This is a genomic window from Pseudomonas sp. FG29, assembly GCF_057809355.1.
The window spans coordinates 101,539-116,802 of record NZ_JBMDJU010000006.1; the positions used below are offsets into that span (position 1 = coordinate 101,539).

10 protein-coding genes and 1 pseudogene are annotated in these 15,264 nt (G+C 64.2%); 4 read left to right on the forward strand and 7 right to left on the reverse strand.

Annotated features, from left to right (window positions below):
• Nucleotides 1–3: 3 nt before the first annotated feature.
• The 7 genes and pseudogenes from ACODS1_RS09305 to dapA all read right to left on the reverse strand — a co-directional run bounded on the left by ACODS1_RS09305 (nt 4) and on the right by dapA (nt 9,116).
• Entirely contained in the window at nt 4–1,068 is a 1,065-nt protein-coding gene (locus ACODS1_RS09305) for an imelysin family protein (RefSeq protein WP_489085413.1), read from the reverse strand.
• A 10-nt stretch (nt 1,069–1,078) separates the two neighbouring features.
• A complete protein-coding gene (locus tag ACODS1_RS09310) occupies nt 1,079–2,491 on the reverse strand; it encodes a di-heme oxidoreductase family protein (protein WP_489085414.1) in 1,413 nt (470 codons plus the stop codon).
• Between the two features lie 216 nt (nt 2,492–2,707).
• Nucleotides 2,708–4,669, reverse strand: a complete 1,962-nt coding sequence (locus ACODS1_RS09315; protein ID WP_489085415.1) for a methyl-accepting chemotaxis protein — start codon at nt 4,667–4,669, stop codon at nt 2,708–2,710.
• Nucleotides 4,670–5,014: 345 nt separating this feature from the next.
• Nucleotides 5,015–6,088: an extracellular solute-binding protein gene (locus ACODS1_RS09320; protein WP_489085416.1), complete on the reverse strand. Its 1,074-nt coding sequence runs from the start codon at nt 6,086–6,088 to the stop codon at nt 5,015–5,017.
• A 24-nt stretch (nt 6,089–6,112) separates the two neighbouring features.
• Nucleotides 6,113–6,955 carry a methyl-accepting chemotaxis protein gene (locus ACODS1_RS09325; protein ID WP_489085494.1) on the reverse strand — a complete coding sequence of 281 codons (843 nt, stop codon included), beginning with the start codon at nt 6,953–6,955 and terminating at the stop codon, nt 6,113–6,115.
• 15 nt (nt 6,956–6,970) lie between these two features.
• Nucleotides 6,971–8,197, reverse strand: a pseudogene (locus ACODS1_RS09330) (PDC sensor domain-containing protein); the annotation flags it as partial.
• A 34-nt stretch (nt 8,198–8,231) separates the two neighbouring features.
• On the reverse strand, nt 8,232–9,116 hold the full coding sequence (gene dapA / locus ACODS1_RS09335; RefSeq protein WP_489085417.1) for a 4-hydroxy-tetrahydrodipicolinate synthase: 885 nt from the start codon (nt 9,114–9,116) through the stop codon (nt 8,232–8,234).
• A gap of 321 nt (nt 9,117–9,437) precedes the next feature.
• On the opposite strand from dapA, the gene ACODS1_RS09340 reads away from it, so the two are divergent.
• From ACODS1_RS09340 to ACODS1_RS09355, 4 genes are all read left to right on the forward strand, one after another.
• A complete protein-coding gene (locus ACODS1_RS09340) occupies nt 9,438–10,889 on the forward strand; it encodes an APC family permease (protein ID WP_489085418.1) in 1,452 nt (483 codons plus the stop codon).
• Between the two features lie 72 nt (nt 10,890–10,961).
• Entirely contained in the window at nt 10,962–12,386 is a 1,425-nt protein-coding gene (locus tag ACODS1_RS09345) for an aldehyde dehydrogenase family protein (protein WP_489085419.1), read from the forward strand.
• 71 nt (nt 12,387–12,457) lie between these two features.
• Nucleotides 12,458–13,804, forward strand: a complete 1,347-nt coding sequence (locus ACODS1_RS09350; protein ID WP_489085495.1) for an aminotransferase class III-fold pyridoxal phosphate-dependent enzyme — start codon at nt 12,458–12,460, stop codon at nt 13,802–13,804.
• Nucleotides 13,805–13,896: 92 nt separating this feature from the next.
• Entirely contained in the window at nt 13,897–15,213 is a 1,317-nt protein-coding gene (locus ACODS1_RS09355; protein WP_489085420.1) for an alginate export family protein, read from the forward strand.
• The last annotated feature ends 51 nt before the right edge of the window (nt 15,214–15,264 follow it).

Genomic DNA, 15,264 nt, shown 5'->3' on the forward strand with positions numbered 1-15,264 from the left:
GGCTTAGTCCCCGTCGTGGGCGTTGAAGCCGATCTGCACGCCAAGGGCCTTGGCCAGGTCGCTTTCCTGCAGGCGATGCAGGCGGTTGAGGCTGTCGTACAGCTCGCTCAGCTGAGTGCGGCCGGCTTCGTTGGCCAGCAGCTCGGTCAGCGGCAGATCGAGGGCCGCTAGACGCTGGCGGGTGTCGAGGTAGGCGGCGTCGATACGCTTGGCCAGATCGGCCTGGTCGCTGCCGAGCAGAGCCTGCAGGCCATCCTTGTTGCTGCCGTGCCAGAGCAGTTCGGCGCTGGCCAGGGCCGAGCCGAGGTTGGCCAGGCTGGCGTTGCTGCGCCAGGCTTCGGCCTGGTACGGCTGCGGGATGCCCTTGCTCTGGCGGCCGAGCGGCGCACCGAGTTTCTTCTTCAGGCCGTCGATGCCGCTGACCTGTACGCGCAGCAATTCCGCCACCGCTTCCTTGGAGTCGGCGTAGCGCTCGTTGGGGAAGCTCTTGAGCTGCGCGGCCATGCCACTCTTGTCGGCTTGCCATTGGCCGACGATGTCGGCGGCCAGGGCCTGCTGATGCTGACCGATGGCCTGCAGCAAGGGGCAGTAGCGGGCTTTCTGTTCGTCCTGGGTCAGGTCGATATCGGCATCGAACAGCACGTATTCGGAGGCGGTCAGGCCCTGCACCACGACGCTGGCGCTGGCCAGATCGGCCTGGGTCAGCTGCGGCTTGCTCTTGAGCAGTGCTTCGACCTGGCGCTGCACCAGGTTCTTCTTGTCCGGCCAGAACTGTACCTGCCAGGCGCGGTTGCCTTCGGCCAGGGGGCCGAGCATCAGCGGTTGCAGCGCCGACCAGGCGCTCATGGCGCCGAGGAAGGCCTGGCGTGCGGCGGGCAGATCGGCGCTGCCGGCGCAGAAGGCCGCTGCGCGCTCGGCCAGTTGGCGGTCGGCTTCCTGCCAACTGGTATAGGCCGGCAGCAGCACGCCGTCGGTGAGGGCGCCGGTGACCTTGGCGGCCGGATCCTGCTGGCCGCAGCCGACCAGGGCCAGGCCAAGCAGGGAGGCGATCAGGCTCTTGTGCAACATCTCGGACTCCTTATAGGGAATTGAGGAAGGCGAGCAGGGCTGCTCGCTCATCAGCATCGAATTTCAGCACCTGCTGCTTGGCTGCTTCGGCCTCGCCGCCGTGCCAGAGTATGGCTTCCAGCAGATTGCGGGCGCGACCGTCATGCAGCAATTGGGTATGGCCATTGACCGTCTGGGTCAGGCCGATGCCCCACAGCGGTGGCGTGCGCCATTCGCGGCCCGTGGCGAGAAACTCGTCGCGGCCATCGGCCAGGCCTTCGCCCATGTCATGCAGGAGCAGGTCGGTGTAAGGGCGGATCACCTGGTTGGCCAGCTCCGGCTCGGCGGCATCGGCGGCGGTGGTGAAGCGCGGTGTATGGCACTGCTGGCAGCCGGCCTGGTGGAACAGGCCCTTGCCCTTGAGTACCTCGGGCGCATCGACATCGCGGCGCGCCGGCACGCCCAGGTTGCGGCTGTAGAACAGTACGCTGGCGAGGATGTTGTCGCTCACCTCGGGCACGCCGCCATTGACGGCGGCCAGGCAATCGCTTTGCGCGTCGGTGCAGTTGTCATGGACGATCAGGGTGGTGGTCAGGCCCATGTCGTTGGCGAAGGCTTCGGCGTTCTGCTGGTTGAGGCTGGGCTGACCGGCTTTCCAGCCGAAACGGCCGAGCACGGTGCGCTGCTCGGCGCGATCCCAGACCTGGTTGGCGCGGCCGGAGATGCCATCGCCGTTGGCATCGTCGGGGTCGGCTTGGGCCAGGATGTCGGCCTCGGGGATGGCTTCGAGCAGGCCCAGACCGATCATCGGCGGTGCTACGCGTGCCGAGACGCGTACGTCCGGGTGCATCGGGCCGTAGCCGAGCTGGCTGATGTCCAGTTGCGGCTTGCGCAGTTGCACCTCGGTGCCATCGGCAAAACGTACCGGCACGCTGCTGTAACGCAGGCGCACCTTACCTTCCGGGACGATGCCGGGGTTGGCCATGTCCTGCAGTTGGGCGCCGTAGGTGGGTTCGGGTATCACGCCCTGATGGATCAGACGCTCGGCGTCATCGGCCCCGGCGGGAATGGACAGGCGCACCAGCATCGAGGCGGCGCTGGCGGCATCGGCTTCCGGCGGATGGCCGCGACCGTCCTTGATGTGGCAGTTCTGGCAGGCATTGGTGTTGAACAGCGGGCCCAGACCATCGCGCGCGGTGGTGGAGGCGGGTGCCGGCACCCAGGGGTTGCGGAAGAAACTGTTGCCCACCGAGAAGTCCAGGCGGCGGCTCGGCGCCAGGTTGGCCGAAGGCTGGGAGAAGGCGTTGTGGTCGAACTTGCGTACCGTGGCGGCGCCAGCCGACAGCGCTTCGCCCGGTTCGGCTGCGCTGAAATGCGGTTGTTGATCGCAAGCGGCCAGGAACAGGGCCAGAAAAGGGAGCAGGCAGCGCTGATACGGCGACATCGGTAGAGCTATCCGGGGCGGGCGGGGCGCCAAGATTAGCAGGCTAAGGTAATTTAAATAAGATCAATTAGCGTTAGCTGTCGAGGCAAAAGGTCGCGCTTGCCTGGCTCGTGGCCAAGCGTTCACTCATCAGGAGGGATCCAGGCGTCGCGATGATGCCGGATTGTTGGGGGCGAGGCCTGACCGCGCAGCATGGCGGCGCGGTCAGGTGGTCGTTCAGCTGACCTTGAAGCGGCTGACCTGCAGTTGCAGGTCGCTGCCCAGACGCGCCAGGTCGACGCTGGCTGCCGAGGTTTCCTCGCTGGCGGCGGCCGATTGCTCGGCGATATCGCGGATATTGGAGATGCTGCGGTTGATCTCCTCGGCGACCGAGCTTTGCTCTTCCGATGCCGTGGCGATCTGCTGGTTCATCTGCTGGATGCGTGAAACTGCCTCGTCGATCCGCGTCAGCGCGGTGCCGGCGTGGCGCGCGGCCTCGACGGTGTCACCGGCCATGCTGCGGCTCTGCGCCATCACACCGACTGCGCTTTCGGCGCCGTTCTGCAATGTAGCGACCAGTTGCTCGATCTGCTGCGTGGACTCCTGGGTGCGCCTGGCCAGGGCGCGTACTTCGTCGGCGACCACGGCGAAGCCGCGCCCGGCCTCGCCCGCACGCGCCGCTTCGATGGCGGCGTTGAGCGCCAACAGGTTGGTCTGCTCGGCGATGCTCTTGATCACGTCCAGCACGGTGCCGATGTTGGCGCTGTCGCCCTTGAGCCGGCCGATGGCTTCGGCCGAGGTCTCTACCGTGCGGGCTAGTTGCTCGATCTGGGTGATGGCCAACTGCACGATCTTGCCGCCTTCACGGGTCTGGTCTTCCGCCTCGGTAGCCGAGCCTGCCGCATTTTCGGCATTGCGCGCGACATCCAGCACGGTGGCGGCCATCTGGTTCATGGCAGTCGCCACTTGCTCGGTTTCCATGCGCTGCTCGGTAACGCCGGCACTGGTCTGCGCGGTCACGGCCGACAGTTCCTCGGCGGCGGTGGCCAGCTGGGTGATGCCGGAGCCGAGCCTGCCGATCAGGTCGCGCAGGCTGAGGGTCATGGCCTGCATGGCCTGCATCAGTTGGCCCAGTTCGTCGCGGCGGTTGCTGGCGATGTCCTCGGTCAGATCGCCATCGGCGACCTTGCGGGCAATGCCGACCACGCGCTGCAGCGGGCCGACGATGGCCTGGGTAATGAACAGCGAGCAGAGCACGCCCAGCACGAACGCGACCATGGCCGCGATCAGCAGGGTTTGCTTGGCATGGCTGGAGTCGCTGGCCAGCAGTTCGCGTTGCAGTTTCAGCGACTGGCTCGAAGCAGATGCGACCTCACGAGCGCGGTCGGTCATGTCCTTTTCGCTCTGATTCAGCTCACCGATGCTGGTCTTGAGCTGGCCGAAGTTACTGCGGTAGCTGGCCAATTGCTGCAGGGCATCTTCCATCGCCGAGCGCGCGCCACTGTCTTGCAGGGTGCCGAGCAGTTCACGACCTTTGCTGTCGAGCGAGTTGAAGTGAGCGTCGAGCAACTGTGCGTACTGGTCGTCCTGCCGCAGCAGAAAATCCTTTTCGCGCCGCCGTGCTTCGAGCAATTCCATGGCCAACTCGTTGGCCTGGTTCGCTCGTCCCAATGTATCGATGCTGGCCTGATCGCCGTTCATGCGGATCTGCTCGAGCGCCAGCTTGCTCAGTTCACTTTGCAGATCAGTGAAGCGTTTGAGCGCTGCGCGGGCGGAGTCCTCCATGGCTTTTTGTGCGTCGTTACTGGCCTTGCCGGCGGCCTGCAATTGCTCCAGTTCGCTGCGATAGCCAGTGGCGTCTTCCTGGATCTGACGCATCAATGTCTTGTTTTCAGGGCGCACCAGAAGGGCTTCTTTCTCGGCTGCCTGATCCCTTATCTGCTGGGAAAGGGTCAATGCTTGCTGCATGGCGTGTTCGTCGTTGCGTAGCAGGTAGTTCTTCTCCTGCTGGCGTGCGCGCATCAATTGGGTGTCGATTTCACTGACCCCCAACAGGTTATCGATACGGTCGAGGGTATTGTTCAGACTGCTGTTGCCGATCCAGGCAGTCGCGAGGGTTATCAGGAGGATCAAGCCGAAGCCACCGAGTAGTTTTTTACGGACACTCAGATCCAGAAGCATGCGATTGACGGTATTCATGACGATTCCTTGTGCTTTCTGATTGTCGGACAACCCTTGAAAGACCTTAGCTGACCTGGCCGATAGGGCCATGTCGCTGAGTGTGGGGTGTCGTTATCGCGGTGCGTCGTGTCGCAAGGCGTGGCGTGCAGCGGGGGCGATTTCGCCGACCTGACAGTGATGCCAGGGCTGGATGGAGGGGAACCGCTGAGGCGTACCGTTCAAAGGGGTCTGCAACGCGGCGTCCAGGGCAGACTAACAGCCTGATATTCGCTGGCAATATGGCGTCAATTTTTTGTGACTGACGGTCAATTTGCCGCTACCTGAGGGTGTGCAGCGGCAGAATGACCCGATGAGCGTGTCGATTTATGGCTGTGCCAGCTTGGGGGCTGCATCCCTGAAGCCTTTCCAGGCCTGCTCGACGGCATGCTTCTGGGCGGGCAGTAGGCTTTCCAGCAAGTAGCTGCTACGCCGTTGTTCTGCGCTGAGTACCTGCAATGGCGAGTGCTGGATCAGCGTCTGCAGTTCCGCCGCATCGCTTGGCAGGGGGGCATAGAACTGAGTGGTGCGGGCATTGCGCACCGCATTGGCTGGGGCGATGAGGAAGTCGATCAGTTGGTAGGCCAGCTCGGGGTGGCTGGCATTGCTGGGGATGGCCAGGGTATCGATATAGATGAGGGCGCCTTCACGGGGGATGCGGTAGGTCAGCCTGGGATTGCGTTGCATCGCCTTGAGGGCGTGTCCGCTCCAGGTCATCGCCAGACACAACTGGCCGGAGGCCAGGGCCTCGATGTGTGGCCAGTTGTCGAGGTTGCGCAGCTGGGCGGCGAGTGGCGTCAGCCGCTGTACGCTGCGCTGGATCTGCCGGTTGCTGCTGGCTGCCAAGCGCCGTCCCTGATAGTTGAGCAGCAGCGAGGTGACTTCTTCCGGCGCATCCGGCAGACCGATGCCGCACGTGCTGAGCCTGGACGATTTCGTACTGTCGAACAGCAGCGCCCAACTGTTCGGCGCTTCAGCACCATACGCCGCTTGCACCCGCTCCTGGTCGATCACCATGCCCATGGAGCCCCACAGGTAGGGCACGCTGTACTGATTGGCATGGGGGATACCCGCGAGGATCGACAGCAGCCAGGGATCGAGCCGGGCATAGCTGGGCAGGCGTTGGCTCTCGATACGGCTCAGTCGCTGCTCGTCGATCAGTTCCCTGAGCATGAAGTGGCTGGGCACCACCAGGTCATAGGGCTCACCGCTGCGCAGTGCCTGATCCAGCTCCTGCGCGGTGGTGTAGGCCTGGTAGTCGACCCGAATGCCGGTTCGTGCCTCGAAGTCCTGCAGCACGGCGGGGTCGAAGTAATCCTTCCAGCTATAGAAGCGAATCACGTCCTGGGCCTGTGCCTGCAGGCTGACGGCGAGGAGCAGCGGATAGAGCAGACGTTTCATGAAATGGCTCCTGGGTACGCGGCGTCAGGTACGGAAATGCTCCACCAGACGCTGTTGCTGGATGGACATGTCATGCAGGGATCGGCCGATATGCGACGACGCCTCGACTTGCGCGGTGAGCGTTGCGCTGATGGCGCGGATACCGTCGACGCGCTGGGCCACGTCGTCCAGCCCGGCGCTCTGCGCCTGCGAGGCCTCGGCGATCTGTCGGTTCATGCGGTCGATCACGCCGATCGCCTCGCCGATGGTGTGCAGGGCGGTGTGGGTATCGTCGAGCAGGCTGACGCTGTTGCGCGCCTGCTCACGGCTGCGGTGCATGCCGTTGACCACTTCACGACTGAGCTGCTGCAGGTTCTCCACCACCAGGCGGATCTTGCCCACCGAGTTTTGCGTGTTGTCCGCCAGGTGGCGCACCTCGTCGGCGACCACGGCGAAGCCACGTCCCTGATCGCCGGCTCGCGCCGCCTCGATGGCGGCGTTGAGCGCGAGCAGGCTGGTCTGCTCGGCGATGGTGCAGATCACGTCGAGCACCTGGCCGATATCCTCGCTGCTGCCAGCCAGCGCCTGCACGTTGTGCATTGCAGCTTCGAGGCGTTGATCGAGCTGGTTGATGGTTTCGGTGGTCTTGGCGAATGACTGCACACCCTGCTGGCCGGCCTGGTCGGCGGCCCGTGCTGCATCGGCAGCCTGGGTGGAGCTGCCGGCGACCTCCTGAGCACTGGCATGAATCTGCTGCAGCGCCACGGCCGCTTGCTCCACTTGCTGGTGCTGGCGGTGCATGCCGGCGTTGATGTCCGCGGCGACGCTGGCCGCGCGGTCGGCAGTCTCACGGGTACTTAAGGCCGCCTTCTGAATCTCGCCGACCATCGGTTGCAGGTGATCGAGAAAGCGATTGAAGCCGGTGACCAGCCGACCCAATTCGTCGCTGCGCTGCCTGGGCAGGCGCCGGGTCAGATCGCCGTCGCCCTCCACCAGTTCGTCGAGCATCTCGGCCACCCGTTGCAGTGGGCGGCTGATGCTGCGCGCCGTGAGGCCGAGCAGCAGCACGCCGAGCAGGCTGACGCCGAGCCCGAGGCCCAGGCTCTGCCACAGCGCATCCTGCTGACCGTTGTCCATCTGCGTCTGCAGGCGTTGGGCAGGAGCGTGCAATTGCGCGTTGGGGATGTCGATATGCAGGTGCCAGGGCCGCGAATCGGCCAAGGGTTGCAACACCTGGCTCAGTTGCACGTTGTCGGCGGCAGGCGCGCTGGCGAACGGACTGCCCAGCTTGTCGGGCTGGGCGCTGTGCCCGGCCAGCAACTGCGTGGCGGAGAGAATGTAGACGGCGTTCTGGCCCTGATACAGCTCGGCGCTGAGCGCTTCGGTCAAGCCTTGCAGGGTGGCCAGGCTGATATCGAAACCCAGCACGCCGATCACCCGGCCGTTGTCGAGCAGCGGGATGGACAGGCTGCTCATCAGCGTGTTGTGGCCTTCCACCTCGACTGCGTAGGGCTCAACCACACAGGGTTTGCCGCTTTGCATCGGGCAGACGTACCAGGCGTTCTGCGGCTCTGCGTCGACGGGCGCCTGGTTGTCGTTGATGTTCTCTTCGGTCAGGGTCGCCTGCACCAGCTTGCCGGGTTCGCTTTGCGACCAGTACAGGGCAAAGCGGCCTTTTTCATTGCTCGATAAGGGCCCCTGGGCGATGAAGGCGCTGTCCAGTCCATCGAGCGTGTCGGCTTGCATCACCAGATAGATGCCCAGCGTCTTCGGGCTGGCGAGCAGGGCATTATGGATCAGTGCGACCAGTTGCTGGCGCAGCGTGCCGGCCGGACCGGCACCATTTGCGTTCTGCTTGCGCAATTGCAGCACCTGCCCGGCGATACCGTCACCGTACAGCTGCATGCTGCGAAAGAAGTGCTCGATATGCAGTTTCTGCGTCACTGCACTGGCTTCCAGTCGTGCCTTTGCCGACTCTTCGAGGATGCGCGTGCTTTCGCGCTTGAACAGCTCGGCGTTGCGATGTGCCTGGTACAGGGTAATGCCCAGTACCACGGCGACCACGGTAAGCAGGCAGCAGCCGCTGAGCAGGCTGATGCGCCACTGAATGCTGATGCGCTCGAAAGACATGATCGAACCTCCGGGTGGTGCGCGGGCTGGGCTGTCAGGGCTGCGCTGGGATGAGGCAGGCGTCCATGGCTTGCTGCAGAAGTGGCTGGTGGGTCTGGTCGAGCCAGGTCAATGGCGCGCGAATGCCGGCGCCGATCATCTGCATCCGCTGCAGAGCCCACTTCACGGCGATTGGATTGGTCTGCGCCATCAGTGCGGCATGCAGGGGCAGCAGATAGCGCTGCAGGGCACGTGCGTGTGTGGCATCGCCGGCCAGCGCCGCATCGCACAGCCTGGCCATGGCACGCGGGGCGACGTTGGCCGTTACCGAGATGGTGCCCTGGCCGCCCAGCAGCATGAATTCCGCAGCGCTGGCGTCGTCGCCCGAATACAGGGCGAACCCTTGCTGCGTCAGTGGCAGCAGCGCCTGGGCGCGGGCCAGATCACCCGTGGCCTCCTTGATACCGATGATGTTGTCGAACTCGGCGAGCCTGACCACCGTTTCCGGCAGCAGGTCGCAGGCGGTGCGTGCCGGCACGTTGTAGAGAATCTGCGGGATGGCCACGGCCTGAGCGATCTCGCTGAAGTGGCGGTACAGGCCTTCCTGGGTCGGCCGTACGTAGTAGGGCGTGACCAGCAGGCAGGCATCGGCACCGATGTCCGCAGCGGCTGCCGTCAGGGCGATGGCTTCGCGGGTGCTGTTGCTGCCGGTGCCGGCGATCACCGGCACGCGTTCGGCGACGCGCTCGACGATGCGCCTGACCACGCTCAGGTGTTCCTTGAACTCTAGCGTCGCGCATTCACCTGTGGTGCCGACGGCAACGATGCCGTGGCTGCCTTCGCGCAGGTGAAAGTCGACCAAGCGGTCGATGGCGGCGTAGTCGATTGCGCCGCTTTCGTTCATAGGGGTAACGAGGGCAACGATGCTGCCTCGGATCATGGGGTCGGGCCTCGGCTTGTTGTTCTTCTATCGGGGCTCGCGGGATGTGGCTCCCGCTGCGCAGCGTCGTGGCCACTATAGGAAGCGGGAAAGCGGTGGCGTTAGCCCAAATCGGCAGTGTCCTTGTGTGCTCCATTTACGTGCATGCCTCATTGCGGAGCGGGCCTTCCGATGCTGCCGATTTGGGCTAACGCCTTGTCGGGGATCGGCCTAGCATCGAAATCGCTAGCGTGACTACAACAACGATTCGCTGGTCGGCATGAGCGGCACCAGTTGCTCACCGGTCTTCCAACGACTGCCTCATAGAACAAGGTCAAGAAAATGAGCGTATCCATGAGTCCGGCTGTCAGCTCCAACGAGCTGCGGCGTGGCGCCCTCAGCGTCGGTTTCATCATCTTCTTCGTGGTATCCGCGGCCAGCCCATTGAGCGTGCTGGCGGGTGGTTTCCCTATCGGCATCATGCTCGGCAACGGCGCCGGTACGCCGGTACTGCTGGGGCTGACTTTGCTGGTGCTGCTGGCCTTTTCGGTCGGTTACACCACCATGGCGCGCCATGTCACCAATGCCGGTGGCTTCTACGCCTTCTCGGCGCGCGGCCTGGGCGGCCTGGCGGGGGGCGCGGCAGGGGTGCTGGCGATGTTCGCCTACAACATCCTGCAGGTCGGCCTGTATGGCATGTTCGGTGGGGTAGCCGCCGGCACCATGACCAGTGTGTTCGCCATCGATTTGCCGTGGTGGATCTATTCGCTGTTGGCCATGGCCAGCATCGCCATCCTCGGGTATCGCAACATCGATCTCTCGGCTCGTGTGCTGTCGTTCATCGTCGTCGCGGAATACCTGGCCATCCTCACCCTGGACATCGCCATTCTGCGCAGCGGTGGTGATCACGGCATCAATCTCGATTCTTTCAAGCCCGAGCACGTATTCAGCGGTAACCCGTCGATTGGCCTGCTGTTCTGTTTCGCTGCGTTCATCGGTTTCGAGGCCACCACCATCTACGGCGAGGAAGCCAAGAACCCGCAGCGTGCGATTCCCTTCGCCACTTACGCCTCTGTCCTGCTGATCGGCTGCTTCTACGGGCTGTCGATCTGGGCCATGGTGGTCGGCGTCGGCTCCGACAAGATCGTGCCGCTGCTGCAATCGCTGGAAGACCCGACCACCTTCATCTATGGCCTGTCCGATCACTTCGTTGGCGCCGAGCTGACTCAGGTGATCCGCGTGCTGTTTCTGATCAGCATCTATGCCGGCCTGCTCGCCTTCCACAACTCGGCGGCGCGCTACTTCTACGCCACCGGTCGTGACGGTCTGCTACATGGTCTGCTGGGCACCACTCATCACATTCACCAGAGCCCGCACGTCGGTTCCGCCGTGCAGACCCTGATCGCAGCTCTGGTGGTGATGGTCTTCGCTGCCGCCGGTGCTGACCCGATCCTGCAACTGTTCGCCTGGTTCTCCAGTCTGGCCGCGCTGTCGCTGATCCTGTTGATGGCGCTGACCTCGCTGGCCGTGCTGGTTTACTTCCACAAGCATCCTGAACTGAATCTGGGCATCGTGCGCCGCTTCGTTCTGCCTGCGTTCTCCGGTATCGCGCTGGTCTTCGTGCTGGTGCTGGCGGTGATCCACTTCGAGGTGCTGACCGGTTCGAGCAAGCTGATTTCCTACGGGCTGTGCATCCTGATTCCGCTTTCGCTGATCGTCGGGACCATGCTCGCGGCGCGTCTACGGCGCGTTTCGCCCGAGCGCTTCCGCGTGCTGGGCAGCCACAAGCTCTGAGCATTCACTCCATCCCTCACACCACCATGCGCCGTGCGAGCGCTCTCGCCGGCGACCAGGGAGAGACTTCCTATGTCTGACTATCAACTGCTCATCGACGGTGCCCGGGTAGCGGGCGAGGGTGACCCCTTCGAGGTGATCAATCCGGCTACCGGTGCGGCTTTCGCGCATTGCCCGGCGGGCAGCGTGGCGCAGCTGGAGCAGGCCGTGGCGGCTGCCCAGCGCGCCTTCACGAGCTGGGGCCGCAGCTCCTGTGCCGAGCGTTGCGAGCGCCTGCAACTGATCGCAGCCGATATCGAACGCGAAGCTGACGAGCTGGCGCGGCTGATCGTCATGGAGCAGGGCAAGCCGCTGGCGCTGGCGTTCTCCGAAGTCATGGGCGGGGTTGCCTGGACGCGCTACGCCGCCTCCCAGGAACTGCCGGTGGAACTGGTCGAGGACACCCCGACCCAGCGCGTCGAACTGCACCGCAAACCGCTCGGCGTGGTCGCCTCGATTACTCCGTGGAACTGGCCGTTCATGATTGCCATCTGGCACATCATGCCGGCACTGCGCGCGGGCAATTGCGTGATCAGCAAGCCCTCGAGCCTGACCCCGCTGAGCACCATCCGCCTGGTGGAAATCATCGCCCGTCACGTGCCGGCCGGGGTGATCAACATCGTCACCGGCGAACGTGGCTTCGGCAGCGCCATCGCCAGCCATCCGGGCATCCACAAGATCGTCTTCACCGGCTCCACCGAGACCGGCCAGCGCGTGATGCAGGCCGCAGCCGGCAACCTCAAGCGCCTGACCCTGGAGCTGGGTGGCAATGATGCCGCCATCGTCCTGCCCGGTACGTCGGTCGAGGCTGTAGTCGAGGACATCTTCCAGGCCGCCTTCCTCAACATGGGCCAGACCTGCGCCGCGCTCAAGCGGCTTTACGTTCACGAGTCGCAGTACCAGGCGTTCGCCGAGGCGCTGGCCGCCATCGCCCGGCGCCAGGTAGTCGGTGATGGCCTGGAGGAGGGCGTCACCTTTGGCCCGGTGCAGAACCCGGAACAACTGGGGCTGGTGGCCGAGCTGGTGGACGACGCTTGCGCCAAGGGCGGCCGGGTGCTGTGCGGCGGCTCGCCGCTGCCGAGGGCCGGCTTCTTCTACCCGCCAACCATCGTCACCGGCGTCAGCGACGGCCACCGCCTGGTGGACGAGGAGCAGTTCGGCCCGGTGCTGCCACTGATCGCCTACCGCGACGTGGATGACGCGTTGCGTCGCGCCAACGCCAGCACCATGGGCCTCGGCGGCTCGGTGTGGGGCCCGGATGCGGCTGCCGCGCATGCTGTCGCGGCGCGCCTGGAAAGCGGCGTGGCGTGGGTCAACTGCCACGCCCAGATTCAACCCAACACCCCGTTCGGCGGCTGCAAGATGTCCGGTTTCGGCGTCGAGTTCGGCCAGGAAGGGCTGCTGGAATTCACCACTCAGCAGCTGTTGTTCGTCCGCAAGCCTGCGGCTCAGCAGTGAGGATCATCCCCATGTCGACCAATGCCATGTTCAAGCACAGCGAAACTCCCGAAGCAGCGCAGGGCGAAGCCATGTACGCGAAATACAAGACAGCGGAAAAGAAATTCTGGCACCCGATGAGCGCCTCAGCGCCGGCCAATCGTGCCAAGACCCTGATCATCGCCCGTGGTGACGGCAACTACATCACCGACATCGACGGCAACCGCCTGCTCGATGGCGTTGGCGGCCTGTGGAACGTCAACGTCGGCCACAACCGCCCGGAAGTGAAAGCCGCCATCGCCGCCCAGCTCGACGAGCTGGCCTACTACCAGACCTTCGACGGCATCGCTCACCCGCGCGTATTCGACCTGGCCGAGCGCCTGACCTCGATGTTCGCCCAGGAGAACATGGCCCGTGTGCTGTTCAACTCCGGCGGCTCCGATGCGGTGGAAACCGCGCTGAAGATGGCGCGCCAGTACTGGATCGCCTCTGGCCAGCCGGGCCGCACCCGCTTCCTCTCGCTGCGTAATGGCTACCACGGCGTGCATGTCGGCGGCACCTCGGTTGGCGGCAACGGCGTCTACCACTACAACCACGGCCAACTGCTCGCTGGCTGCCACCTGCTCGACACCCCCTGGCTGTACCGCAACCCCTGGGAGTGCAACGATGCCGAGCAACTGGTCGAGCATTGCATTCGCCAACTGGAAGAGCAGATCGCCTTCCTCGGCGCCGGCACCATCGCCGCCTTTATCGCCGAGCCGGTGCAGGGCGCAGGCGGGGTTATCGTACCGCCGTCGGCCTACTGGCCGCGCCTGCGTGAAGTCTGCGACCGCCACGACATCCTGCTGATCGCCGACGAAGTGGTCACCGGCTTCGGCCGCAGCGGCTGCATGCTCGGCAGCCGTGGCTGGGGCGTGGCGCCGGACATCCTGTGCCTGGCCAAGGGTATTTCCGCCGGCTACATCCCATTGGGCGCCACCGTGTTCAACCAGCGCATCGTCGATGCCATCGAGAACGCGCCCGGCTTCGCCAACGTGATCATGCACGGCTATACCTACAGCGGCCATCCGACCGCCTGCGCAGCCGCCCTGGCGGTGCTGGACATCGTCGAGCGGGAAGATCTGCCAGGCAACGCGGCCAAGGTTGGTGCGCACCTGATCGCGGGCCTCAAGCCGTTGAGCGAGCAGTTTGATGTGGTCGGTGAAGTGCGCGGCAAGGGCCTGATGATCGCCCTCGATCTGGTCGCCGACAAACGTACCCGTCAGCCGCTCGACCCAGCGTCGGGCCAGGCCTCGCGCATCGCCGAAGCGGCGCGTGCACTGGGTGTGCTGGTTCGCCCGGTAGGTAACAAGATCATCATCTCCCCGCCTCTGACCCTGACCAGCGGTGAGGCTGACCTTATCGTCGACGCGCTGAGCAGCGCCCTGACCACGCATTGAAGCTGCCAGCCCGCGTCTTTCGGCGCGGGCATCCATTCCCTCCCGAAAAACCAATAAGAACGACTGCACAAGCACCGAGGAGCTCAATGAAGATGAACCTACGACATAGCAGCAAGCTGGTTCTAACCCTAGCCGTTACGGCGGCATTATCCGGACAGGTTCAGGCCTACGAACTGTACGCCGATGAAGACACCCAACTGAATGCTGACGTACTGGCCGTATTCGGCATGATGAATAGCCGCAAGAACTACGATGGCACCACCGGTGGCTCCACCTGGCGTGAGGGCTTCATCAAGTATGGCCTCAGCGGTCAGCAGGGCCTGGGCAGTGCCGGTAGTCTGTATGGTGCGTTCAACCTGGTCAGCTCCGGCACCTGGGGTGATGGCGACCCGGCTGGCAATACCCTGGGCACCGAGCGCACCACCAAGATCGAGGATGCCTATCTGGGCTGGCGCTCGGGGGATCTGTTCCCCGCGTTGGGCAAGGATGGCGTGGACTTCTCCGCTGGTCGTCAGGTGGTCAAGCTGGGGCGTGGATTTTTGATCAACGACGATGGCCCGAACCTGGGCAAGGGCCCGGCCGACGGTGACCTCAATCGCGGCGGCGCCTACTACATCGCGGCGCGCCATGCCTTCGATCGCACCGCCGTGCTGCGCCTGGGCGGCGAGGAGGGTCTGCATGGCTCGGTGGTCTGGCTCAAGTCCGATAACCGCGCCCAGGCCGAAACCGAACTGGCCGCTGGTACCCTGGATTACACCACCGACGCCGGCACTCTGGGGCTGACCTGGGTGCATGGTCTGGACGTCAACCAGCGTTGGGCCACACCGATCCAGAGCGAGCGTGACAACCTCGACGTCTACAGCATCCGTGGTGAAGGCAATGCCGGCATCGAGAATGCCAATTTTGCCTTCGAATATGCCTGGCAGGACGTCGATACCGGCGTTGAGAAGGCCTGGTACGCCGAGGCTGGCTATACCTTCGCCGACGCGCCCTGGTCGCCGAACCTGACCTATCGCTATACCCGTTACTCGGGTGGCTGGGATTCGCTGTTCACCGGCCTGAGCACCGGTTATGGCACCTGGCTGCAGGGCGAAGTGGCGTCCAACTATTCCGGCCCTTTCAACAGTAATACCGGCATTCATCATGTTGCCCTGAAGGCGTCACCGATGGAGGGCGTCACCCTGGGGGCGTTGTACTTCGACTACAGCACGCTGCATGACCGCGATGCGCTCAACCTGGATGCCCGCGAGCTGGATCTGTATGCCGAGTGGGCGGTCAGCGAACACCTGATCATCAGCCCGTTGGTGGGGTTGTATCAGCCGAAGAAGAGTTCGGATAACGGTGGCAATCAGGTCGGTGGCAACGGCACCAACGTTTACAGTCAGCTGATGGTCATCGTGCCGTTCTGACGTGAGCGATACCCTCTTGGCGTGACCGTGCTTTGCTCCTAACCACGCTCT

Bases quoted from the DNA above. Each gene is read 5' to 3' on its own strand.
- ACODS1_RS09305 (WP_489085413.1), bottom strand. From the start codon at position 1,068: ATGTTGCACAAGAGCCTGATCGCCTCCCTGCTTGGCCTGGCCCTGGTC.
- ACODS1_RS09310 (WP_489085414.1), bottom strand. From the start codon at position 2,491: ATGTCGCCGTATCAGCGCTGCCTGCTCCCTTTTCTGGCCCTGTTCCTG.
- ACODS1_RS09315 (WP_489085415.1), bottom strand. From the start codon at position 4,669: ATGAATACCGTCAATCGCATGCTTCTGGATCTGAGTGTCCGTAAAAAA.
- ACODS1_RS09320 (WP_489085416.1), bottom strand. From the start codon at position 6,088: ATGAAACGTCTGCTCTATCCGCTGCTCCTCGCCGTCAGCCTGCAGGCA.
- ACODS1_RS09325 (WP_489085494.1), bottom strand. From the start codon at position 6,955: ATGGTCGGCGAGATTCAGAAGGCGGCCTTAAGTACCCGTGAGACTGCC.
- dapA (WP_489085417.1), bottom strand. From the start codon at position 9,116: ATGATCCGAGGCAGCATCGTTGCCCTCGTTACCCCTATGAACGAAAGC.
- ACODS1_RS09340 (WP_489085418.1), top strand. From the start codon at position 9,438: ATGAGCGTATCCATGAGTCCGGCTGTCAGCTCCAACGAGCTGCGGCGT.
- ACODS1_RS09345 (WP_489085419.1), top strand. From the start codon at position 10,962: ATGTCTGACTATCAACTGCTCATCGACGGTGCCCGGGTAGCGGGCGAG.
- ACODS1_RS09350 (WP_489085495.1), top strand. From the start codon at position 12,458: ATGTACGCGAAATACAAGACAGCGGAAAAGAAATTCTGGCACCCGATG.
- ACODS1_RS09355 (WP_489085420.1), top strand. From the start codon at position 13,897: ATGAACCTACGACATAGCAGCAAGCTGGTTCTAACCCTAGCCGTTACG.